This is a genomic window from Tepidibacter sp. Z1-5 (genome assembly GCF_037844525.1).
Taxonomy (GTDB): domain Bacteria; phylum Bacillota; class Clostridia; order Peptostreptococcales; family Peptostreptococcaceae; genus Tepidibacter_A.
This window is the reverse complement of record NZ_JBBMMD010000079.1, coordinates 1-22,558: the sequence shown is the minus strand read 5'-3', so window position 1 is coordinate 22,558 and position 22,558 is coordinate 1. Positions and strand designations below refer to the sequence as shown.

Here is a 22,558-nt window from a genome sequence, read left to right as displayed (position 1 = left end):
CTAAAGATCGAATAATTCTTCAATTATACTAGTATAACCTTTTACTTTACCCTCATCTTTAGTGGACTTAAGTTTTATAATAGGTTCTCTAATAACCCTCTTTAAAGCAGAATGTAGCATTTTCTCTATTATCTTCTTTTCTCTACAATCAAGGTCTAATTTTCTATATATGTAATCAAGTGTATCTTTTTGTATATCACTGCATCTTTCATTTAAAGATTTTATAGTTGGGTCTACCTTTATATGGCTCATCCATTCTAAGAATTCATCTATACTATCATCTATAATATTTTTTGCAACCTTAGATAACTCGATTCTTCTTTGTTCATTTTCATCTGATATTTTTTTAAGATCATCTATATCATAAACATTGATATTTGAAAGCTCACCAACAGACTCTTCAACATCACGTGGAAGAGCTATATCCATTATATAAACTTCATTTTTTATATCCATCATGTCATCTTTTTTTATTATAGTATGAGGAGATGCTGTTGCCGTTATAACAACATCCACATCTTTTAGTATCTCATATCTTTTTTCATATTCTATAGGTGTTACCATAGGAAAGTCATCACTTAAATCCAAAACCTTTTTATGAGATCTATTTGCAATATATATTTCATCTAAATCTTCCTCTATTAAGTGTTTAAGAGCTAATATACTCATCTTTCCAACACCTATTATAAGAGCTTTTTTATTTTTTAGTGTTTTAAGTTTTTCTTTTAGAAATTTAACTCCTATATAACTTATAGACAGAGGATTTTCAGATATCTTAGTCTTATTTTTTATGTTTTTACTAGTAGTTATAGCCTCCCTAAAAAGCTTATTTAAAATCTTACCACTAAATCCAAGTTCCATAGAAAATTGTATAGCTTCTTTTGCCTGTCCAAGAATTTGATCTTCTCCTAAAACTAATGAATCAAGACCAGATGCTACCTCATATATATGATTTATAGCTTCTTTATGTTTTTTATCAAATAAATACTCTCTTATGCCTTTGTCATCAAAGTAATCTTCATAAAAATCCTTAACAACCTCAATCTTTGAATCTATATCTTTTGCAGTTATGTATATCTCACTTCTATTGCAAGTTGATAAAATAATGACTTCTTCTATTCCATTATCAAGCAAGAAATTTGCACCTTCTATTTTCTTTGATTCTGTAAAAGATACCTTTTCTCTTACTCTAATAGGAGCAGTTTTATGATTAACCCCTACAACTGCTACTTTCATAATTTCACCCTCCATAAAATTCGTTTAGTCGCTTTGCACTGACTCATGTTGCCAACGATCCCTAATGGGCTCTGTTGCTTAAAAACAGTTACAAGTATAGTTTTTCAACCAATGTTATCCACAAATTCAAAATCATATAGTTTCCTATAGAATAAACACTAACTAAGTTTAGCTTTATACTCTACCCGAAAGTGCTTCAATATCATCTATCTTTTCTGGATAATCAAGTGTAGGTCTTAGTATTACTATAGTTTTTATATTTGAGTCAATGCTAGCTCTTAATTTTTCTTCAAATCCCCCAGCTATTCCGCTTTCCTTTGTTATAACCAAATCACAATTATAAAACTTGTATAAACTTTTGTTTATATCATAAGAAAATGGCCCTTTCATAGCTACTATATTATGAGCTTTTAAACCTAAATCCTCGCAAGACTTTAATACTTCAGAGGTCGGAAGAACTCTAGCTATGATATTTTTATTTTTTAAGTTTTTAACAAACTCCCCTAAGTTTTTGCTTCCTGTAGACAGAAATATATTTTCACCTATTTTATTAGCAACATTACAAGCTTCTTTTATGTTATTGACCTTTATTATGCTCTCATGTTCTAATATATTACTTGAACTTCTCTCATATCTTATATATTTTATATTATTTTCATAACTTGCATCCATGGCATTTTGCGATACTTCTAAAGCATACGGATGAGTTGCATCTACAATAGTTTCTATATTATTTTGTTTAATAAATTTAATCATACCATACTTATCTAGTCTAGCTACATTAATGTATTTGCAGTATTTTTTGGAAATTTCCCTTCCATACTCAGTTGCAACAGATAGAATATATGATTTACCCATTTTATTGAGTAAATCACATATTTTTAAGCTATCGCTAGTTCCTCCAAGAACTAGTATCATATAACATAACCCCTTGGAGTTATCATTTTATCGCCATGTATATAAGTAGATTTATTTCCTATTATTACAATAGTCGTCATATCAACCGTTTCAAAATCTATATCCTTGTATTTTACAACCTGTTTACACTGACCATCTCTAGCTACATCCTTAACTATTCCAACAGGTATATCATCCGACTTAAATTCTCCCATTATCTCAAATGCTCTCTTTAAGTGATCTTTTCTTCCCTTACTTCTAGGATTATAAAGACATATTACAAAATCAGCTTCAGCAGCAAGTTTTAGTCTTTTTTCTATAACATCCCAAGGAGTAAGTAAATCACTAAGACTTATATGACAAAAATCATGCATTATAGGAGCTCCAAGTACAGCAGCCGCTCCTATACTAGCAGTAACTCCAGGTACGATTTTTACATCTATATCTAAATTTTGTTTAGTTACAAGTTCAAGAATAAGACCTGCCATTCCATATATTCCACTATCTCCACTACTTATAACTGCAACTACTTTTCCTTCTTTAGCTTTATCTATAGCATCTTGACATCTCTCGATTTCTTTTCTCATTCCATTTTGAACTACTTCTTTATCTTTTATAAATTCTTCAACTAAATTTATATAAGTTTTATACCCTACTATAACTTCACTTTTTTGTAATGCTGATATAGCTTCATTAGTCATAAGTTCTTTGCTACCTGGCCCTATTCCTATTACATAAATCATTTCAATCTCCCCAATCCAAAAGTTATTCCTTTATATTTTGTTTTGTTTTCAATCAAATTTCCACCACTTAATATATACGAAACCGGATCAACTACTGAATATACCCCAATAGATTTCTTCACAAACTCTGATTTTTCAAATTTGTCTTCAACCTTTAGTATTTCTTCTCTAGATACTATCTTGAACTTTACTTTAAGTTTGTTTGCTAAATCGATTATAGCCTTTTCATCTTTTTTAAGATCTACACTTCCTACTGTCTTTATAGAATTTTTATCTATATTGTTTTTATCTAAAAAATCTTCAAAGGATTCATGCATCAGATTAGAATCAGTGTCTCTTCTACATCCTACTGATAAAACAATATTCCTTGGTGTTAACTTTATAATATCCTTATGTTTTATATCTATATATTTCTTATTAGTTATGTAAATCAAAGTATCTACATCATCAATATTATTTTTATCATTTATTATTACAAACCCTCTGGTATCTATATCATAGTAACCATCCATGTATATTCCTACTTTTTTACCTTCTACAAGATATGAATTTACTCTCTTAACATTTTCTTTGAAATCATCTATATGAGCATCTATTTTTTTAATTATCATATCAAGAGCTGATTTATCATTTACATCTGTAGCAGTAGTTATAACTGGATTAGAATCTAGGTAATCACTTAACTTCATAGTCATCTCATTTGCACCGCCTATATGTCCAGATAAAAGACTTATAACATTCTTTCCCATCTCATCCATTACTATTATCGCAGGATCTTGTGTCTTGTCCTTTATATAAGGGCAAATACTTCTAACTACAATTCCTGTTGCCATTATAAATATTAAATAATCGTATTTGTAAAATATATTTCCTACAAATTCTTTAAATTTTCCTTTTATACTTATCGTATCCTCGCAGAGAAACTTATCGTTGACATATACATCGCACTCAATATATTTTTTTATATTAAGTGCAAGTTTTCTTCCATTTGAAGTAAGTGCAATTATAGCTTTATTACTTTCTGTATTCATGCTTAAATTCCTTATCGTACAATTTTGAATAATTGTACTCTGTACCAAGAAATTCTCCAACCATTATAAGAGCTGTTTTATTTATGCCTTCTTCTTTAACCTTATCCGCTATATTTTTCAATTTACCTTTTACTATTTTCTCGTCCTTCCAAGTAGCCTTATATACAACCGCTATTGGAGTTTCTTCATTGTATCCACCTTCAATAAGTTTAGATACAACCTTACCTATTTCTTGAACAGATAAGAATATTACCATAGACGTTTGATGTTTTGCAAAAGATTCTATAGACTCTTTTTCTGGCACTGGAGTTCTTCCTTCCATTCTAGTTATAATAACACTTTGAGATATCTCAGGAACAGTATACTCAACTCCAAGTGCAGATGATGCTCCAAGGAATGAACTAACTCCTGGTGTACAATCGTATCCTATATCTTCTTTAGCAAGTTCTTCTACTTGCTCTCTAATTGAACCATATATAGAAAAATCACCTGTTTGAAGTCTTACAACACTCTTACCTTCCTTAGATCCCTTTTTCATAACTTCTACTATTTCTCCTAAATCCATATAAGCACTGTTGTGAATTTCACATCCCTCTTTACAATACTCAAGAAGTTCTGGATTAACTAAAGAACCAGCATATATAACAACATCGGCTTCGCTCAATAATTTATATCCTTTTAAAGTTATAAGTTCTTTGTCTCCTGGTCCTGCCCCTACGAAATGAATTTTCATTATTATCTACCCCTTTTACATGAAATTATATATGTTGGATTTAAAGGCTTAAAATAATTCCCATTACCTAGTTTTTCAAGCCTTGATACACAAACTTGTACACACTCTATATCTTCAAACCCTTGTTCTTTAAGTATTCTTAAAGACTCATTGAGTGTTTCAACTATTATACAGTTGATAACCAATGTTGCATTTTCATTCAATAGACCTTTAAGCCATATTATTATATCTTCTAGATTACCACCACTGCCTCCTATAAAGGCTGAATCTATTTTTTTATCAAAAGAATCAACTGGTGCGTATTCCTTAATAACTTGTATATTATTTATATTGAATTTATCTATATTTTTATGTATAAGTTCTACTGCTTCTTCATTTCTCTCTATAGTAAAAACTTCTAAATCTTTATTATCTAAAGCTGCTTGTATGCTTATACTTCCTGTTCCACCACCTACATCTAAGAAGGTTTTACATTTTTTTAGATTTAATTTACTTATAGATAACGTCCTTATCTCTTCCTTAGTCATAGGAACCTTGCCTCTTATAAATTCACTATCCTTCATCATATATCACCACTACATTCATATCAAATTTATCTGCATTAATTATTTCTTCACTAGAACCTATAGTTATTCTCTCATTATCATAAGAAAGGTTCTCTCCTACTACCATAACTTTGCTTAATTTTCTTTTTATTATCTCTTTTGCAATTTCCTTTGGCCCTATTATATTATCTGTAACTAAGGCTACTTTTTTGTGAGATAGTATATAGTCAAAATCAGGTTGTTTTCCATGGCAACTACTTATATATATATCATTCATATCCATTCCAATCCTTGAAAATATATACTGTATTGAACTTATCCCTGATACTATATTTACATTATCTCTCCCAAGCTCATTAACCATATACTTACCTATCCCATATATACTTGGATCACCTGAAGCTATTATTGATATATTTCTATCCTTATTCTCATTTATGTAATCTATAATTTTATTAAGACTTCCGTTTATCTCGATTTTTTCTCCACTAAATTTTTTAAAGCTATCTAGATTTCTTCTTCCACCTATCAATACATCACTTTTATTTACTATATTCTCACCTATTTTAGTCAGGTAATTTAAATTTCCAGGCCCTATCCCAATTATATTTATCATCTAAATACCTCCAAAAGATTGTCTGCACCAGTACTTTTTCCAAGTGTATCAAGTTCCATAGAGAATATCATAATCTCAACTTCTATATCATTGTCTAATCTTTGAAGAATCTTCTCTCTTCCTTTATTAGCTATAATATCGTAAACTTTTTCATATCCATTTTCAGATATTATATCTATTGCAGCCTCTGTAGTTGGACAATTATAAATATCATTTAAAATACTTATATCCGCTCCCATTAGAGCTAAATGAGTTATAAGTATCTCCATCCTACAATCTGCCATCTTGCTATGAGTATGAAAAATACCTCCAGCAAGCTTTACAAACTTGCCTAAATGACCTACCATCAGTATCTTCTCAAACCCAAATCTTTCAGCTTCTTTTATCATATATCCTACAAAATTGCTAGTTCTAACAACATAATTAGAGTCTATATTTAACACATCTTTTACGAAATTTTCTCCGTGATTCCCCGGAACAAGTATAATGTTTTTAATTCCTTGTTCACTTTTCATGCCTAGCTCAATAGAAAGTGACTTCTTCCAACCTTCCTCAGACATAGGCTCTACAATTCCAGTAGTTCCTATTATAGATATACCACCTTCTATTCCAAGTCTTGGATTAAAAGTCTTTTTAGCAATTTCCTCACCTCTTGGAATATAAACTAAAACATCAGCTCCTAAATCCCCTATAACTTCCCTTACTTCTTTTTCTATCATCTTCATAGGAACCTTGTTAATAGCAGCATTTCCAATTGGAATATTAAGACCTTTCTTAGTTACTCTACCAACTCCAACACCACCATCTATATTGATATTACCTGTATTGTTTATAGTAACCTTTGCAAATATATCTAACTTATGAGTAGCATCCTTGTCATCTCCGCCATCCTTCTTAACAGAAGCCACAGCATAACCTTGTCCTACTTCCTGATTCTCAACATTTAAATCTAGCCTTATCCCTTTAGGAGTATCTATCTGAATAATATCTATATTTTCTTTGCTTAAAGCCATAAAAGCCGCAGCCTTAGCTGCACCTGTAGCAGTAGATCCAGTAGTATAACCCCTTCTATACTTCTTCCCATCTATATAAACATACTTTTCCATAACATCCCTCTTCTCAACACCTACACTATATAATTTTCAAGACTTTTCTTATTGAATCTATAAAGAGCTACACTTAAAAATTATGCTCGTTGAAATGTTAGCTACTTTTTGGATTAAATCCATTTTAAGTTTAAGATCCAAATTTACAAAATAAGTGATATTAAAATGTTAGAGAATGATTTAAATATTTTTTATAAAACTTGAATTACATCGTTTTAATATCCGTTAAGAAAGTTCGTTGTCTGACCAACGGGAGTTCAGAACTTTTAGGATATTCAATAAGATGTAATTTTTAGTTCTATTAAAATATTTACCACATGAACGTTATTTTAATATCATTTATTTTGGGACTATACACTAAATCTAAGTAGCATTATTTTAATGCCTATAATTTTTCGCTTAAGCTCCGCTTTCAGATTCTCATTTCAAATTCCCAAAATTATATACTATAAAGCACTGCATTAACTATAGCAGCCGCTAAGTTACTTCCACCTTTTCTTCCCTTAGCTAATATATACTCATTATCACTTTTCTCAAGCTCATCCTTAGATTCAGCAGCTCCAACAAATCCAACAGGAACCCCTATAATAGCATCTGGATTTAATTTTCCTTCTTTCTTCATCTCCATTACCTTATAAAGAGCAGTAGGAGCATTTCCCATTACGAATATCTTTCTTCCCTCTTCGCTAGCAGCTTTTTCTACAGCTGCCATTGATCTTGTCATCTTCTTTTCCTTAGCAATCTTTGCAACCTCTTCATCTGCAACGAAGCATTTTATATCACAACCCAATAAGTTTAATTTTCTCTTGTTTATTCCTGACAAAGCCATGTTAGTGTCTGTATATACAGTCGCTCCAGATTTTAGGGCATCTATTAATTTATCAACTGCTCCATCAGATATCTTAAGTATGTCTAAGTATTCAAAATCAGCTGTTGTATGTATGCATCTTTTTATTATTTTCTCTTCGATTTCATTCTTGAATTCATAACCAGGTCTAATTTCATCGATTATACCTTGTATTATTTCAAAACTCTTAACCTCTATCTCACTTGGATTTTTTATGTAATTCATATGACCCTCCCCTTAATCCTGCTCTTATAACATTTAAAGAGTATATTTTTTTATATTTTTTATTTATTTTATTCGTAATCAATTTTTCTTTAAGCTTATTCTCATCCATATCTTTATCTAGTATTATACCTACAACAGTTCCACTGTGAGCTACATTGACACCATAAGCTCCATAATCTTCACTTATTTTTATTATTTCGCTCAAGGCTTCCTTTTTATGTATATTTTCATTAAGTATCGAACTTATAGTTGCAGCTTTTCCTACCAAGCTTAAATCCTTATTTTCAAATCCCTTTTCTAATATATCAAAAGCATACTTTAGTTTTTCTTCATTTGCCTTCTTTTTAATAAAATAATCCTGCCTCTTCCTTATATATTGAGTATTCAATCTTTCATCAGGCTCAAGAGTTAGTATTTTTATACTATCTATATAACCTAACCTTTTAAAGATTTCCCCTTTTAATGGATCAAAAATACAATTATTTTTTATGTATATAGAATCTGTAGGCTCAATTGTTGCTGCAAGTTTTGATATTCCCTCATCTGTCATATCTTTATTTAAAAAACTAAGTGTAGCTCTTATAGTTGCTCCTATATCAGCTGTAGAGCTTGCCATACCTTTGCCTAAAGGAATATTGCTTTTTATTCTTAAAGATATATTTTTAGTATCATCTTTACTAAGTCCAAAATGTTCAAATACTTTTTCTAACGCTTTTCTAGATTTAAAAGGTCCCCTATTTACATTCTTAGATTTTTCATAAATATCAGCCCTTGAATACATATTTACAGCATAAGATACTAAATATTCTTTGTCCTTTATCATTCCCTGGATAAATTCTCCACATGAACCTGGGCAAATTCCATAGTGTTTCATGCTATACCCCCATTATTTCTCTTAATGCAGTTATTAATCTTTCATTTTCTTCTCTTTTTTTAACTGCAACTCTTATATATTTTTTATCTAACCCTTTGAAATTAGATGCATCCCTTATTAATATATCTTTATCTATAAATAGTTTTTCTTTTACATAATTTGAATCGTATTTATTTAGTTTTAACAATATAAAGTTTGTATCTGTATGAAAGCATTCTATGCTTTCTATCTTATTTAATTCTTCTAACATATAACTTATTTCTTTTTTAAAATAATCCTTCGTATTTCTTATATAATCTATATCTTTAAATATATATTTACATATATTTTCAGCAAATGTATTCACAGTCCAAGGTTCTTTAATGCTCCATATATTACGAATTATATCTTTATTGCTAGTTATGCCATAGCCAAGTCTTACTCCCGGAAGCCCAAAAAACTTAGTAACAGCTTTTATAATAAACAGGTTGCTGTACTTATCTATATATTCAACTAATGAATACTCATCACTGTTATGTACAAATTCCATAAATGTCTCATCTACGATCATAATTTTGTCATGTTTTTTTAATAGATTTAATAATTCTACAAGATTTTGAACATTACCACTTGGATTATTAGGATTACATACAAATAAGATATCAAATTTATCTATATTTTTCTCTATACTTTCTATATCTACTTTAAAATCTTGTCCCAAGTATAAATCTACTACATCTAACTTATTGATAACAGCTGCACGTTCATATTCTGAAAATGTAGGATTTAAAATAGCTAACCTTCCATTTAATACATTCATAATCATATATATTATCTCGCTAGCACCATTTCCTGGTACTATATATTCATAGTTTAAATTTAAATAAGAAGATATGTTTTTTCTGAGATTCAAATACTCTATATCAGGATATTTTATACTATTTTTCAAACCTTCGAGTACATATTTTTCTATGTTTTTTGGTATATTTGGATTTATATTAGAGCTAAAATCTAATATATTTTCACTTTTATTGTACTTACTTATCATCTGATTAACATCTGCGCCATGACCAAGCTTTATCATCTAGTAAATACCCCTTTTCTATATATTTTATTTAACAAATTAAAATATATGCTGATTATATAACCTTGTCTATAAAAGTAAACATTATTAAACTTAAAATTGAAGTTAAATACATTATTTTATTTGTTTTTAATATATCCTCTTCTTCTATATCTCTCAATTTATCTCCTATAGTAGGCTTGTATACTTCTTGCCCGAAGTATATATTAGTTCCCCCAAGCTGTATTCCCAGAGCACCAGCTACAGCGCCTTCTGGATATGCACAATTTGGACTTTTATGGTTCTTTCTATCTCTTATAAATACTTTAATGCTCTTTTTAAAACTAAATCCTAAAAATAAAGATGCTACAGCCATTATGCAAGCTGTTATTCTAGCTGGTATAAAATTGAATAAATCATCTATCTTAGCAGATGCAAACCCTAAATTCATATACTTATCATTTTTATAACCAACCATAGAGTCCAAAGTATTTACAGCCTTATACATCATTCCAAGTGGTGCACCTCCTATGAATATATACATCATAGGTGCTATTATTCCATCTACAGTATTTTCTGCAACAGTTTCAACAGTAGCTCTTATAATTTCTTGTTTTGATAAATCCTGAGTATCCCTTCCAACTATAAAGGATAACTGTTTTCTAGCCTTTACTATATCTTCTTCCTTCAATACATTGTAAATTTTAACCGCTTCATCTTTTAAACATTTTGTAGCAAATATAGTGTATATAACAAACGAATTTACAGCCAAGTATAAATAATAATTTACATTCTGAGATAATTTTATAATTAAATCCGTTGCAAAATAAGTTGTAAATACTACTATAAAATTTAAAAAAAATCCTCCTATTTTAAGACTTTTTTCAGTCTTAAATATCCTTCTTATAATTTTTTCTACATAATTTATAAATTTACCTATGTATATAACGGGATGAGGTAGACTATAAGGATCTCCAAATAAAATGTCTAGCACATATCCAGTGTAAATTGATACTATATTCATTTGTTTTCTACCACCTTATTTAAGAAGTTAATAGGAATATTTAAATTAGAATAAAAATGAGTATGTAGATAAGTTGCAAGAGTATTCTTCTTTTGGTAACCGCCCATCCACTCTTTTATTATTTTAGAATCTCTCTCTTTTTTCACCTCATAAGCACATTTCTCATCCGTTATAAACTCTGAATGATGAAATTCATGTCCCCAAACTATATCTTCTTTTTTAGAGATAGTAGTATTTATTAAAGCAGTTCCTTTTGCATAACCAAACCTTCTAAGAGATTTTGTCATCTCACTCCTACCTTTTAATATCCCAACCATTTCGTATTCTTTATTATCTTTATCAACTATACTATCACCTAAATACATAAGTCCTCCACATTCTGCGTATATAGGCTTATTGTTTTCATGGTATCTTCTTATATCTTCTCTTATAGACTTGTTTTCCTCTAATTCTTTTGCAAATATTTCTGGGAATCCTCCACCTATGTATATACCATCACATTCAGGTAGATGCTTATCATTTAACGGGCTAAATGTCTTTATAATAACTCCCATATCCTTTAGCATGTCTATATTGTCCCAGTAATAAAAATTAAATGCCTTATCATATGGTATAGCTATTGTTACATTTTCAAACTTAGGTAAATCAGGTTTAAAGCTTGATAATACCTCTTCTGATTTTGATATTTGTATCAATCTATCAATATCTATATGTTCTTCTATTATCTGTGCTAATTTGACAAATTTTTGTTCTAATTTATCCATTTCAATTGTGGGTACAAGTCCTAGATGTCTGGAGGGAAGGGAAAATTCTATATTTCTTGGAAGATATCCAAGAACTTCAACGTCTGTATACGTTTCAATAGATTGCTTGACTATATCAAAATGACTTTTAGATGCTATATTATTTATTATTACTCCTCTTAGATTAACGTCTTTATCTAAATTTTTATATCCTAAAACCATAGCTGCAGCAGACGTAGCCATACTCTTCCCGTCTATAACTAATATAACAGGAGCTTTAAGTATTTTCGAAGTATATGAGCTTGTACAAGAATTTATATCTATTCCAAATCCATCATAAAGTCCCATAACTCCTTCTACTACAGAAATATCTGCATCCTTAGAATTTTTTAGATATAAATACTTTATTTTCTCATCATCTAGCATAAAAGAATCTAAATTTCTAGAGTTCCTCTTAGTTATATAAGTATGGTACGAAGTATCTATATAATCAGGACCTACCTTATAAGGCTGAACTTTGAGATTTCTATTTTTCAAAGCTGCCATTATCCCCATTGAAACAGTAGTTTTCCCAACTCCACTACTCGTTCCTGCGATTAATATCTTATTCAACCTATTCACCCCTTTGTAAAAAAAAACCTAACCTGTTAGTTAAGGCTAGGTTTTTATATTTATAACTCAAAATATATTAGCACCCTTCCCTCCGAAGGCTTCCCATTTAATTAATTGAAAAGGTATCCTGACTTAGATTCATCCTACTCCCTTACCTTCCTACAAAAAATCGAAGTGGTATAATTTTAGGTTTCGTCTTTCATTACAGTAGCGGGGGCTGTAGAGGATTCTAACCTCTTTCCCTTTTACCAATTAATTCTCATATTCTACTTTTTTTCATAATATCATATAGGATATTATTATTCAATATTTCCAAAGCTTTCCCCTTAACTTTGTACGTATTCAAAGTCGACGATATTGTCGTCTCCAGTTGAATATATTCTACTATTTTTTTCAACTACCAAAAAGTCATCTTCATTCCAATACCCATTTATTAAATTCTCTACCATGTAACTATTTCCCTTTATTTCTTCAAAATTCCATTGTCTTTTTTTAGATATATTCATAACCTCATGAGAATAATCTTCTTTTACCAATTTATTAGTTACATATACAGCCTTATTGTATCTTTTTATCCATTCATTAGCTATTTGTGAAAGATATTTCGCTCCTTTTTCCCCATATTTTTGCTCATAGTACTCATAGCTTTCTCCAAGCCCTATACTTTTTAAATCCTGCATTTCTTGATTCATTCCATTCTTTTCTATCCAAGATGATATATAGTACATAGAATTTGGACTTTCTTCAAAATATTCTTTGTATTTTCTCTTAGAACCTATAAAAAGAGTTATACAATCGTGTACCTTAGGTACTACTATTTTTATATCATTAGTTTGTATACCATTAAGTGCATTTCCACAGAGTCCAAATCCCATTAATATGTAATCGTATTTAGACGAATCTACACTATCAATCTTCTTTTGTATACTCTCCTTCATCTTTTTAGGATACAAATGGTTGTATGAATCCATAAGCTCTATATCAACTATATTGTCACTAAGTGAACTATAATAATAAAAATCCCTAGATAAAACATCGCATATAAGCGCTTTACATCTCATATTCTTTTCCCCCCGATTATAATTTAAAGATTTTCACTCTATGATTTATCTTATTTTATGTGGGTTATCAGAAATATGGCTACAAAAATACCGCTCCTCAAACGATATATTTGAAGATAACTAACCCTCTGTCTTATAAACAATCTTAAAATTTATAAACTCGCTACGCTCAAACACATAAATTTCTTAACAGCTTATTTAACGACAAAGGCTAAGTTATCTTAGTCAAAATATCTAAAAGTAGTAGCTAACATTTTCATAGCCATATTTTTACTCTTCATTCTTATCATTAAATAATACCTTACCTCCAAGTAATATCTTTAAAAGATCTTTTTTCTTAAATCTATCAAAAATACGAAGAACTTCATCTGAAAATCATGATTATTAAAATGTTAGCTACTTTTGATTAACGTTTTTATATGAAATTTAGATTATAACGTTTAAATATACGTTAAGAAACTTCTTTTGTCTGACCATAAGGGAGTTTAAGAAGTTTTAGTATATTTAATAAGTTATAATCTTTAATTTTATCAAAACGTTAATTAAGCAGCGTTATTTTAATGATTATGATTTTTTGCTTAACCTCCAAATCTTAGTTATTTGAACTCCTATTTAAAGATATATATTCTTTAAAAATTCCTCTTGAAAATTTTCATATTTAGCTATATCTACATGTTCTGTATTTTTCATATAATAACTTATATCTTCTTCTAACTTATCATTACAAAGAAATTTTTTAGCTCCTTCTCCTGCTGCATTTCCAATTGATATTATATTGTCAGAATCTATGTCTGGAATAAGCCCAATTCCTTTTGCACTTTCTTTATTTATAAAGTTCCCGAATGCTCCAGCTAAATATATATAATCTAAATTCTCTATACTTATCTTTTGTTTTTTCATCAGTATATTTATTCCACTTCTTATAGCTGATTTTGCAAGTTGTAATTGTCTTATATCATCTTGAGTTATGGATATATTCTCAGTTATTTTAAATTCATACTTTTTATCTTTTTTTACTACTCTTTTACTCAATTTAATATTTTTTATTTTTTCTGGATTGTTTATTTTCCCTGTTTTATTTATTATTCCTGATTTTTTCATTTCACTTACCATATCTACTAATGCCGAACCACATATTCCTCTTGGCTTTTTATTATTTATAGTTTCATATTCTATATCTTCTTTTATCTTAAACTTATTTATAGCCCCATCAAATGCCTGCATACCGAATTTTATGTTTGCACCTTCAAAAGCAGGACCAGCCGCTGTTGAACATGCTAGAAGAGATTCTTTAGTAGATAAAACTATTTCTCCATTCGTTCCAAGATCTATCAATAATATGTTTTTATCGTTGTTTATCAAATCAGATTCTATCATAGCACCTACAGTGTCTGATCCTAAAAAACCTGCTATATTAGGTAAAAATATTACAACAGCATTTTTATTCATATTATCAAATACTATGTTAAAAGCTCTATCGTATAACATTTCTCTATTGACAGGTATAAAGGGAATCTTTGATAAAGTATATAAATTCAATCCCCAAAATATGTGTGACATAGCCGTATTTCCTACTATTACACATTTATATACATTTTCTTTATCTATGTTATGCTTATTTAAAATAAGTCCTATATTATCATCTATTTCTTTTATAATTTTTTGTCTTAATACATCCATTCCTTTTTTATTTTCTATCGTATAGTTAATTCTAGATATAACATCTGCACCATACAATGACTGAGGATTCTGAAACGATTTAACACTTATTTGTTCTCCTGTATTTAAATTGAGTAAATATACTGCAACAGTTGTTGTACCTATGTCTATTGCAATTCCATATTTATTATTAGAATTATTATCTTTTTTTATATCTATAATTTTATCTTTGTATAATATTAAATTAATACCGTCGCTATAGTTTGTATTAGATATTTTTCTCATCATTTCAATATCTATAGATACATCCCCCAATTGTTTTTTTATTATATCTATTATACTCCTCCCATTTTCAATATCTGTTTTTATGTATCTTTGTTGTATCAAGCTTTCGGTATCATACTTTATTTTTTTAAAATCACTCTTACATTCATTTATGTCATATTCTATCTCAACTTCTCCACCTTCAATCATGTAAGTCTTACATGCAAGTCTTATTCCCTCTTCTATTTCATTTTTACTCAAATGCTTAAGTTCTTCTTTAGTTATATTACTTGTACTATTTTTTATTTTAACCTTGCATTTACCACAAATTCCTTTACCCGAACACGGTGCATAAAACGATATATTATTTTCTTTTAATCCCTGTAGTATATTCTGTCCTTTTTTTATATATACAGTTTTTTTCAAATAGCATCGCCCCTAACTTTACTTTGCAATATGTATATTAATGAATTTTGGTATATATTACATTTTCGTGAAATTCAGAAAATAATACAAGCTAAATGTACTATTTCAGATACATCTAGAATATATTGAATAAATATATAAAATCCAAAAAGTCCTAAAAGACTTTTCTACTGCTACTCATACATTAAGTTCCTATCATTTTCTCAAATAGCAAACTTCAATTTACAATCAAATAATTTAAGGGGGAAGAATTATATGAATACTAGTAAAATGTTGTATTTTGGGGATCTTGGCATAGACAAAAAAGCTGAGCTTTTCAATTGTTCTTCAGAGTTAAAAAATATAGCAGATAATTTTCATGATGCTATGGATAAAGCGTTGGTTAGAAGTCAAATTGTAGACCTTGTTGAAAATCATTACGATATAGGTAAGGTTTTAGATGTTTATGAAGTATTCGGTGGATACATAAACAGAAGCTTTGCAATTTATACTGAAAAAGATGGGCAAAAATACGAATACTTTATTAGAAGATATAAGAATGGTATAACTGAAACTGAAATAAAGTTTGAACATTCTCTTATAAAATTCTCAATTGATAATGGTCTCGATATTGCGGCTAATTTAATTCCATCTATTAACAGCACTACTTTTGTTAAAAAAGAAAGAAATTCAGGAGTTATTCAGTACTTCGCTATATACGACTATTTAGATGGAGAAGATAAGTATTCCTGGGATAATCCTAACTGTAATGATGAAGAATATGCATCTTTAGCATCAATTTTAGCACGTTTTCATAATGCTTCTAAGAATTTCAATCCTAAAGGACTCGAAAGAGCCGAGCCTAAAATAATGGATTTCTTACCTACTTTACCAGAAAAATTTAAAGATTTCACTAAAAAAGATTTAAATACTAAATTCCATAAATATTATTTAAAAAATATAGATTATATTTTGGATGTTATTGAAACTTGCCAGATTCCTAAAGAGTTTGCAGATAAGATGACTCAAAACCCTTGTCATAATGACTACCATCCAGGAAATTTAAAATACTTAAACAATAAGGTTGTAGGTATATTTGATTTTGACTGGTCAAAAATAGATCTTAGATTATTCGATGTATGTCTTGCCATGGCTTATTGCTGTAGTTTATGGGACGACGATCAAGATGGTGTCTTAAGACTTGATAAATGTAAAATTTTCTTAAAATCATACCAAGATACATTAAAGGAAATAAATGAATTGTCTCCACTTACTGATTTAGAAATACAGTACCTTCCTACAATGATGGCAGCAGCTAATATGTATCTTATAAATTGGGATGTCTGTGCTTATTATGATGGAGTTGATCTTAATGAGTATGAATATACAGCTTATCTTCAACACAATGTAAGACTTATGAAATGGATAGAAAATCATAAAGACGAGATAGCAAACATGACAAAATCCCTATAGCTTAGTTATCTATAGCATAACTCTATATCAAAACAATTCTATTTTTAAGTTATATAAAATAAAACTTAATTAAGGAGGAATATTTATGGATTTAAAATCCGCTAAGCAAGCTCAAATGGAACTTGAACTTTCTCACGCTAAAAAAGGAATTGGTTTTGGTATATTCTCTGGTGCTTCATGGGGGCTTAGTGGTGTTCTTTTGGGAATTGCCCTTGGTATGGCGCCTTTTACAAATGGCATTAGCTTATACGCAGCTCCATTAGCTGGAGCTGCTCTTCATGATGGTTTTGCAGCATTTTGGGTGTTCCTAGTTAATTTATTCAATGGAAAATGGAAGGAATATGGAAGAACTCTTAGTACAAAACCAGGTAAAATTGTATGTTTAGCAGCTTTATTCGGAGGTCCAATCGGTATGTCTGGTTACTTATTGGGCATAAATTTAGCAGGAACATCCTATGCTCTTTCTATAACTGCCACCTATCCTGCACTTGGAGCTATACTTGGAGTTATCATACTAAAAGAAAAAATATCACCTAGAGTTTGGTTTGGAATTTTCTGTTGTATCGTTGGAGCAATAATAGTAGGATATGTTCCTCCTGAAGGAGGAAACTACCCTCATTTTTATCTAGGACTTGGTCTATCATTACTTGCAGCTTTGGGTTGGGCTACAGAAGGAGTTTTGTCAACATACGGTATGGATATGGTAGATCCTGATATATCTATTGGTATTAGAGAAGCCACATCTTTTACTGTATATGCAGTTGCTATACTTCCTCTTGTAGCAGGATTTCCTGTATTCTTTGATGCTTTTAAACAGCATAGCTTATATTTTTTAGCACTAGCTGGTTTAGCTGGAGGACTATCTTATATCGGTTGGTATAGAGCTCTTAATACAACTGGTGTAAGCCGTGCCATGGCTTTTAATATAACTTACGCCTTATGGTCTGTTTTATTTGGTTGGTTGTTTACAGACCTTCAAATCACTTCAAACCTAATAATAGGATGTTTAGTTATTACACTCGGTACTCTTTTAGTATCAGCTAATCCTAAAGATCTTTTAAATCTAAGAAATAAGGAGTGATTTAAATGACAAAGCTTCCTATGAAATTTAGAATACTTCATCTTTTATCAAAAAAAGAAAATTTAACTATACACGAAATTATGAATAATTTAAGAGATGAATATGGAACTGAAGGTCAATTTAAAAAAACAATTATAAGCTCATATATACAGTCTCTTAAGGCTGTAGGAATGCTTGAAACTACTGATGTTTATTTTGATGATAATAATGAGTTGACAGAAAAATACAATATAACCGAGTATGGATTAGGTAGACTCAAGTATCTTCCTAAGGAATGGATAGATTAACATGATCCTCAAGTTTTGATATAGATTTGCTATAGATTTCTTTATATATTAACATATAGATTCCTTCTATCTTGGAATCTATATGTTATACATAATTTAATTAGATTTTAAATATATAAGAAATATTTTTAATACATTCAGGGGAGGAATTATTATGCATTATGCTGATTTTTTTGATAAGGATCAAATACTTAAAATACATGAGGCTTCACTTGAATTAGTTGAAGATGTAGGACTTATAGTTAGAAATGTAAAAGCTAGAGATATATTTAAAAAAAATGGTTGTTTAGTTGACAACAAGACTTGCCTTGTTAAAATACCAAAAAATATAGTTGAGAAATACAGAGAGTACTACGTTCCTGATTATATATTTACAGCTCAAGATCCAAAATTTGATATAAATCTAAAAGATGATAGACCGGTCATCGTTACGGGAAGTTCTGCTCCTAATATCATTGATCCTAAAACAGGAGAAGAAAGACGTTCAACATCTACTGATATTGCAAACATTGCTTATTTAATAAACGAACTAGATGGATTTGATGTATTCTCTATTTCAACACTAGCTGATGATGCTCCTAAGGATCAAATAAGTTTATCTCGTTTTTATCCAGCACTCAAAAATTGTAAGAAACCTGTAAGAAGTAATACTCCTACTATCAAAGATTTAGAGCAAGTTTTAGAACTTGGATACACCATAGCAGGCTCTAAAGAAGCCTACATGAAAAGACCTTTTATAAATCACCACTACTGCCCTGTAGTATCACCCCTTACTATGGACGTTGAATCTACCGAAGCAGTTATATACCTTACTCAAATGGGCCTTCCTGTTTACGGAACTATAGTTCCTAATGCAGGTATGACTTCTCCTATGAATATGCTATCTACATTAGTTCTTGGAAATGCAGAATTCTTAGCACTTTCAACTCTTATCCAAATGATAAGACCAGGTGCTCCTATGATATATGCAGTTCTTTCAACTGTTGCTGATATGAGAACAGGTAACTACGCTCCAGGTGCTATAGAAACAGGAATACTTCAAAGAGCCCATACAGAAATGGCTAGATTTTATAATGTTCCATCCGGAGGGTATATCGGTCTTACTAACTCTCAAGTTAACGATGCTCAGTGTGGCTATGAAACCGGAATGAATACTACTGCTGCACTACTTGGTGGTTCTGATTTATTCAACATGGGAGGATTACTAGGAAGCCTTATGGCATTTGACTTCTCCAAAGCCGTTATAGATAACGAGATAGCTTTAATGTTAAAACAAATGAAACGCGGTGTTGAATTTAAAGAAAAAGATCTTGGCTTAGATATTATAAAAGAAATAGGTCCTGGTGGAACTTATATGGATTGCATGCACACTATGAAGAACATGCGTAAGACTGCGTTCTACCCTAAGGTTGCAACTCGTGACATGAGAGGAAAATGGATAGACCAAGGTAAAGAAGATGCTCAAGTTAGAGCTTTTAAAGTGGCTGATAAAATACTTTCTAAACCTAATAAATCTGCATTTGATTCTGAACTTGATAGTATAATACATTCTAAATTCAAAAATTTAGTAAAAGGAAATGTTATTTGGTAGAATTTTTTTAACTATATTTTCATATATATTACTATATTATTTTAAAGCTATCAATTTTTAATTTATCTAATAACGATAGCTTATCTACAAATATATAAATATAAGATTATTAATTCAAATTTTATTAGGGGTGATTTTTATGAGTATATCAAAAGTTTATGATGCAGTTTTAGAATTTGACGACGAATTAGTTGTTGAATCAGTTGAAGAAGAAATTAGCAAAGGAACAAATATTTCAAGTATACTTAATGACGGACTTATAAGTGCTATGGATGAAGTTGGTAGATTATTTAGTGAAGGCGAATTTTTTGTACCTGAAATGTTAATGGCTGCTCATTCTATGAAGGCTGGTCTTGATGTATTAAAGCCTCATATGAGTGCTGATGACAACGCTTCTAAAGGAACTGTAGTAATAGGATCTGTAAAAGGAGATATGCATGATATAGGTAAAAACCTTGTTGCTATGATGATGGAGGGTGCTGGATTCAAGGTTATAGATATCGGTATAGATGCTGATACTGATACATTCTTAAATGCAGCAAAAGAACACGGTGCTGATGTTGTATGTATGTCTGCTCTTTTAACTACTACTATGCCAGCCATGTCAGAAGTAATAAATAAAATAAAAGAAGATAATTTAGGATATAAAACTATGGTAGGTGGAGCTCCCGTAACTCAAAAATTTGCTGATCAAATAGGCGCTAGTGGATACAGTGAAGATGCAGCTGAAGCTGTAGAACTTGCTCGTAAATTAGTTAAGTAATATTAAGGGTTCCTTTGGAACCCTTTTATATAATTAAAGGGGGGTAATATATATGATTATTGTTGGTGAACTTATTAATGCCAGCCGTAAATTAATAGGAAAAGCTATTGAAGAGCAGGACTGTGATTACATAAAAAAAATTGCTCGTGATCAAGCTGATGCAGGTGCTAATTATATAGATGTAAATGCGGGGATATTTGTAGGTCAAGAACCTGAATACCTTGAGTGGTTAGTTAAAAATGTTCAAGAAGAAGTAGATACACCTTGTTGTATAGACTCTCCAGATCCTAATGCTATTGAAAGAGCTTTAAAAGTTCATAACGGAGTTGCTATGATAAACTCTATATCTCTCGAGAAAGATAGACATGATAAAATACTTCCAATAGTTTCAGGAACAGACCTTAAGGTAGTCGCTCTTTGTATGAGCGATGATGGAATGCCTGAAACTACTGATGATAGACTTAAAATAGCTGATAAACTTATAAATGGACTAGTTCAAAACAATGTTCCTTTAGATAATATATATGTAGATCCTCTAGTTCAACCTATCGCCACTAAAGATACCTTCGGTGTAGAATTCTTAGACGCCGTAGAAAAAATAATGACTAATTTCAAAGGAGTTCATACAGTATGTGGTCTATCTAATATATCTTATGGTCTTCCAAAGCGTAAATTCATAAACAGTTTATTTGCTACTATGGCTATATCAAAAGGACTCGATGGTCTTTTAATAAACCCTCTTGATAAACAAATGATGGCAAATATAATAGTTGCTGAAACTTTAGCCGGAAGAGATCACTTCTGCATGAACTACTTAAAAGGATATAGAAAGAAAAAATTCGAATTTTAAACCACTCTCCCCTTTTACTCAGGGGAGATTCTTTTTTAAAGGGGGAAAAATATGAATCTAATAATGTTTGACTTTGATGGAGTAATAATAGACTCTCTAGAACAATTTACGAAAGACTTTATATCTGCTTGTAATAAACATGGTCTTTTAGCTGTAAGGTCCCAAAGGGATATGCTAGATTTATTCGATAACAATGTTTACGAGAGTATATTATCTCTTGGTATAGATGAAGATACAATCGATAATATACTCTCTTCATACAAGAAAAATTCTGAAAAGAATATATTCAATTCCAAATTATTTGGTGGAGTAAAAGAAATGCTTCAATCCCTTAGCTTAAATAACAAGGTATTCATAATAACCTCTAATATTTCTTCCTTAACTACTGATTTTCTTAAATCCAATGGTGTAGACTGTGTTGAAGATGTAATAGGTGCTGATGTAGAGAAAAGTAAAATAAAGAAAATTAAACATGTTATGAACCTTCACCCTAATCTTCCTTCTTATTATATAGGTGATACTAAGGGAGATATGACTGAAGGAAAGATTGCAGGAGCTAAAACTATAGGAGTTACATGGGGATGGCATACATTATGCCAACTTGAAAATGGAGAGGCGGATTTTATAGCTAATTGTCCTAGTGATATATTGGATATATTTAAGATATAAGAAGTACTCTTTATTAAGTATTAGTTTTATGATATATTCACTAATTCCAAAAAAACTTCCTATAAAAATGTTAGTAACCTAAATTTCGTACAAATGTAATTATTTATTCACTATAAAATACCAATTGATCAAATCTCTAATTTGGAAAAATTATAGCTCTTAATCCCAAAACAAATGACAT

At 30.0% G+C, this 22,558-nt stretch carries 22 protein-coding genes and 1 riboswitch; of the genes, 7 read left to right on the top strand and 15 right to left on the bottom strand.

Annotated features, from left to right (window positions below; genetic code table 11):
* The 15 genes from hemA to WJW32_RS13745 form a co-directional block, all read right to left on the bottom strand.
* Positions 1-1,236: a glutamyl-tRNA reductase gene (hemA, locus tag WJW32_RS13815; protein ID WP_340259329.1), complete on the bottom strand. Its 1,236-nt coding sequence runs from the start codon at positions 1,234-1,236 to the stop codon at positions 1-3.
* Positions 1,237-1,410: 174 nt separating this feature from the next.
* Entirely contained in the window at positions 1,411-2,154 is a 744-nt protein-coding gene (locus WJW32_RS13810; protein ID WP_340259327.1) for a cobalt-precorrin-6A reductase, read from the bottom strand.
* Entirely contained in the window at positions 2,151-2,876 is a 726-nt protein-coding gene (gene cobJ / locus WJW32_RS13805; RefSeq protein WP_340259325.1) for a precorrin-3B C(17)-methyltransferase, read from the bottom strand. The genes WJW32_RS13810 and cobJ overlap by 4 nt, the downstream gene beginning before the upstream one ends.
* Positions 2,873-3,907, bottom strand: a complete 1,035-nt coding sequence (cbiG, locus tag WJW32_RS13800; protein WP_340259323.1) for a cobalt-precorrin 5A hydrolase — start codon at positions 3,905-3,907, stop codon at positions 2,873-2,875. Before cbiG ends, cobJ begins: the two co-directional genes overlap by 4 nt.
* Positions 3,891-4,643 (bottom strand): cobalt-precorrin-4 methyltransferase, encoded by a 753-nt coding sequence (locus tag WJW32_RS13795; RefSeq protein WP_340259348.1) that lies wholly within the window; start codon positions 4,641-4,643, stop codon positions 3,891-3,893. Before WJW32_RS13795 ends, cbiG begins: the two co-directional genes overlap by 17 nt.
* Positions 4,643-5,206: a decarboxylating cobalt-precorrin-6B (C(15))-methyltransferase gene (locus tag WJW32_RS13790; protein ID WP_340259321.1), complete on the bottom strand. Its 564-nt coding sequence runs from the start codon at positions 5,204-5,206 to the stop codon at positions 4,643-4,645. The genes WJW32_RS13795 and WJW32_RS13790 overlap by 1 nt, the downstream gene beginning before the upstream one ends.
* Positions 5,193-5,801: a cobalt-precorrin-7 (C(5))-methyltransferase gene (locus WJW32_RS13785; RefSeq protein WP_340259319.1), complete on the bottom strand. Its 609-nt coding sequence runs from the start codon at positions 5,799-5,801 to the stop codon at positions 5,193-5,195. The genes WJW32_RS13790 and WJW32_RS13785 overlap by 14 nt, the downstream gene beginning before the upstream one ends.
* The gene (gene cbiD / locus WJW32_RS13780) at positions 5,798-6,907 is read right to left on the bottom strand and encodes a cobalt-precorrin-5B (C(1))-methyltransferase CbiD (RefSeq protein ID WP_340259317.1); all 1,110 of its coding nucleotides are present in this window, start codon (positions 6,905-6,907) and stop codon (positions 5,798-5,800) included. Before cbiD ends, WJW32_RS13785 begins: the two co-directional genes overlap by 4 nt.
* A gap of 439 nt (positions 6,908-7,346) precedes the next feature.
* Positions 7,347-7,979, bottom strand: coding sequence for a cobalt-precorrin-8 methylmutase (locus WJW32_RS13775; RefSeq protein ID WP_340259315.1), 633 nt, complete (start codon positions 7,977-7,979; stop codon positions 7,347-7,349).
* The gene (locus WJW32_RS13770; protein WP_340259313.1) at positions 7,954-8,853 is read right to left on the bottom strand and encodes a GHMP family kinase ATP-binding protein; all 900 of its coding nucleotides are present in this window, start codon (positions 8,851-8,853) and stop codon (positions 7,954-7,956) included. Before WJW32_RS13770 ends, WJW32_RS13775 begins: the two co-directional genes overlap by 26 nt.
* Position 8,854: 1 nt before the next feature.
* Complete coding sequence (locus WJW32_RS13765) at positions 8,855-9,916, bottom strand: pyridoxal phosphate-dependent aminotransferase (protein ID WP_340259311.1); 1,062 nt, start codon at positions 9,914-9,916, stop codon at positions 8,855-8,857.
* Positions 9,917-9,971: 55 nt separating this feature from the next.
* Positions 9,972-10,919 (bottom strand): adenosylcobinamide-phosphate synthase CbiB, encoded by a 948-nt coding sequence (cbiB, locus tag WJW32_RS13760; RefSeq protein WP_340259309.1) that lies wholly within the window; start codon positions 10,917-10,919, stop codon positions 9,972-9,974.
* Complete coding sequence (locus WJW32_RS13755) at positions 10,916-12,274, bottom strand: cobyrinate a,c-diamide synthase (protein ID WP_340259307.1); 1,359 nt, start codon at positions 12,272-12,274, stop codon at positions 10,916-10,918. The genes cbiB and WJW32_RS13755 overlap by 4 nt, the downstream gene beginning before the upstream one ends.
* A 100-nt stretch (positions 12,275-12,374) precedes the next feature.
* Positions 12,375-12,569: riboswitch (cobalamin riboswitch) on the bottom strand.
* 31 nt (positions 12,570-12,600) lie between these two features.
* The gene (locus tag WJW32_RS13750; RefSeq protein WP_340259306.1) at positions 12,601-13,335 is read right to left on the bottom strand and encodes a DUF1638 domain-containing protein; all 735 of its coding nucleotides are present in this window, start codon (positions 13,333-13,335) and stop codon (positions 12,601-12,603) included.
* A 612-nt stretch (positions 13,336-13,947) separates the two neighbouring features.
* Complete coding sequence (locus WJW32_RS13745) at positions 13,948-15,684, bottom strand: ASKHA domain-containing protein (protein ID WP_340259304.1); 1,737 nt, start codon at positions 15,682-15,684, stop codon at positions 13,948-13,950.
* 255 nt (positions 15,685-15,939) lie between these two features.
* Here WJW32_RS13745 and WJW32_RS13740 point away from each other — a divergent pair, with 255 nt between their 5' ends.
* The 7 genes from WJW32_RS13740 to WJW32_RS13710 all read left to right on the top strand — a co-directional run bounded on the left by WJW32_RS13740 (position 15,940) and on the right by WJW32_RS13710 (position 22,377).
* Positions 15,940-17,136, top strand: coding sequence for a phosphotransferase enzyme family protein (locus tag WJW32_RS13740; protein WP_340259302.1), 1,197 nt, complete (start codon positions 15,940-15,942; stop codon positions 17,134-17,136).
* Between the two features lie 85 nt (positions 17,137-17,221).
* Positions 17,222-18,217 carry a DMT family transporter gene (locus WJW32_RS13735; RefSeq protein WP_340259300.1) on the top strand — a complete coding sequence of 332 codons (996 nt, stop codon included), beginning with the start codon at positions 17,222-17,224 and terminating at the stop codon, positions 18,215-18,217.
* 5 nt (positions 18,218-18,222) lie between these two features.
* Positions 18,223-18,504, top strand: a complete 282-nt coding sequence (locus tag WJW32_RS13730) for a hypothetical protein (protein WP_340259298.1) — start codon at positions 18,223-18,225, stop codon at positions 18,502-18,504.
* A 154-nt stretch (positions 18,505-18,658) separates the two neighbouring features.
* Complete coding sequence (locus tag WJW32_RS13725) at positions 18,659-20,095, top strand: trimethylamine methyltransferase family protein (protein ID WP_340259295.1); 1,437 nt, start codon at positions 18,659-18,661, stop codon at positions 20,093-20,095.
* Positions 20,096-20,234: 139 nt separating this feature from the next.
* A complete protein-coding gene (locus tag WJW32_RS13720) occupies positions 20,235-20,858 on the top strand; it encodes a corrinoid protein (RefSeq protein ID WP_340259293.1) in 624 nt (207 codons plus the stop codon).
* A gap of 52 nt (positions 20,859-20,910) precedes the next feature.
* The gene (locus WJW32_RS13715) at positions 20,911-21,708 is read left to right on the top strand and encodes a methyltetrahydrofolate cobalamin methyltransferase (protein WP_340259291.1); all 798 of its coding nucleotides are present in this window, start codon (positions 20,911-20,913) and stop codon (positions 21,706-21,708) included.
* Between the two features lie 51 nt (positions 21,709-21,759).
* Positions 21,760-22,377: an HAD family hydrolase gene (locus WJW32_RS13710; protein ID WP_340259289.1), complete on the top strand. Its 618-nt coding sequence runs from the start codon at positions 21,760-21,762 to the stop codon at positions 22,375-22,377.
* Positions 22,378-22,558: the final 181 nt, after the last annotated feature.

Excerpts from the sequence above, each read along its gene's own strand:
- hemA (WP_340259329.1), bottom strand. The coding sequence starts at position 1,236 with ATGAAAGTAGCAGTTGTAGGGGTTAATCATAAAACTGCTCCTATTAGA.
- WJW32_RS13810 (WP_340259327.1), bottom strand. The coding sequence starts at position 2,154 with ATGATACTAGTTCTTGGAGGAACTAGCGATAGCTTAAAAATATGTGAT.
- cobJ (WP_340259325.1), bottom strand. The coding sequence starts at position 2,876 with ATGATTTATGTAATAGGAATAGGGCCAGGTAGCAAAGAACTTATGACT.
- cbiG (WP_340259323.1), bottom strand. The coding sequence starts at position 3,907 with ATGAATACAGAAAGTAATAAAGCTATAATTGCACTTACTTCAAATGGA.
- WJW32_RS13790 (WP_340259321.1), bottom strand. The coding sequence starts at position 5,206 with ATGATGAAGGATAGTGAATTTATAAGAGGCAAGGTTCCTATGACTAAG.
- WJW32_RS13785 (WP_340259319.1), bottom strand. The coding sequence starts at position 5,801 with ATGATAAATATAATTGGGATAGGGCCTGGAAATTTAAATTACCTGACT.
- cbiD (WP_340259317.1), bottom strand. The coding sequence starts at position 6,907 with ATGGAAAAGTATGTTTATATAGATGGGAAGAAGTATAGAAGGGGTTAT.
- WJW32_RS13775 (WP_340259315.1), bottom strand. The coding sequence starts at position 7,979 with ATGAATTACATAAAAAATCCAAGTGAGATAGAGGTTAAGAGTTTTGAA.
- WJW32_RS13770 (WP_340259313.1), bottom strand. The coding sequence starts at position 8,853 with ATGAAACACTATGGAATTTGCCCAGGTTCATGTGGAGAATTTATCCAG.
- WJW32_RS13765 (WP_340259311.1), bottom strand. The coding sequence starts at position 9,916 with ATGATAAAGCTTGGTCATGGCGCAGATGTTAATCAGATGATAAGTAAG.
- cbiB (WP_340259309.1), bottom strand. The coding sequence starts at position 10,919 with ATGAATATAGTATCAATTTACACTGGATATGTGCTAGACATTTTATTT.
- WJW32_RS13750 (WP_340259306.1), bottom strand. The coding sequence starts at position 13,335 with ATGAGATGTAAAGCGCTTATATGCGATGTTTTATCTAGGGATTTTTAT.
- WJW32_RS13740 (WP_340259302.1), top strand. The coding sequence starts at position 15,940 with ATGAATACTAGTAAAATGTTGTATTTTGGGGATCTTGGCATAGACAAA.
- WJW32_RS13735 (WP_340259300.1), top strand. The coding sequence starts at position 17,222 with ATGGATTTAAAATCCGCTAAGCAAGCTCAAATGGAACTTGAACTTTCT.
- WJW32_RS13730 (WP_340259298.1), top strand. The coding sequence starts at position 18,223 with ATGACAAAGCTTCCTATGAAATTTAGAATACTTCATCTTTTATCAAAA.
- WJW32_RS13725 (WP_340259295.1), top strand. The coding sequence starts at position 18,659 with ATGCATTATGCTGATTTTTTTGATAAGGATCAAATACTTAAAATACAT.
- WJW32_RS13720 (WP_340259293.1), top strand. The coding sequence starts at position 20,235 with ATGAGTATATCAAAAGTTTATGATGCAGTTTTAGAATTTGACGACGAA.
- WJW32_RS13715 (WP_340259291.1), top strand. The coding sequence starts at position 20,911 with ATGATTATTGTTGGTGAACTTATTAATGCCAGCCGTAAATTAATAGGA.
- WJW32_RS13710 (WP_340259289.1), top strand. The coding sequence starts at position 21,760 with ATGAATCTAATAATGTTTGACTTTGATGGAGTAATAATAGACTCTCTA.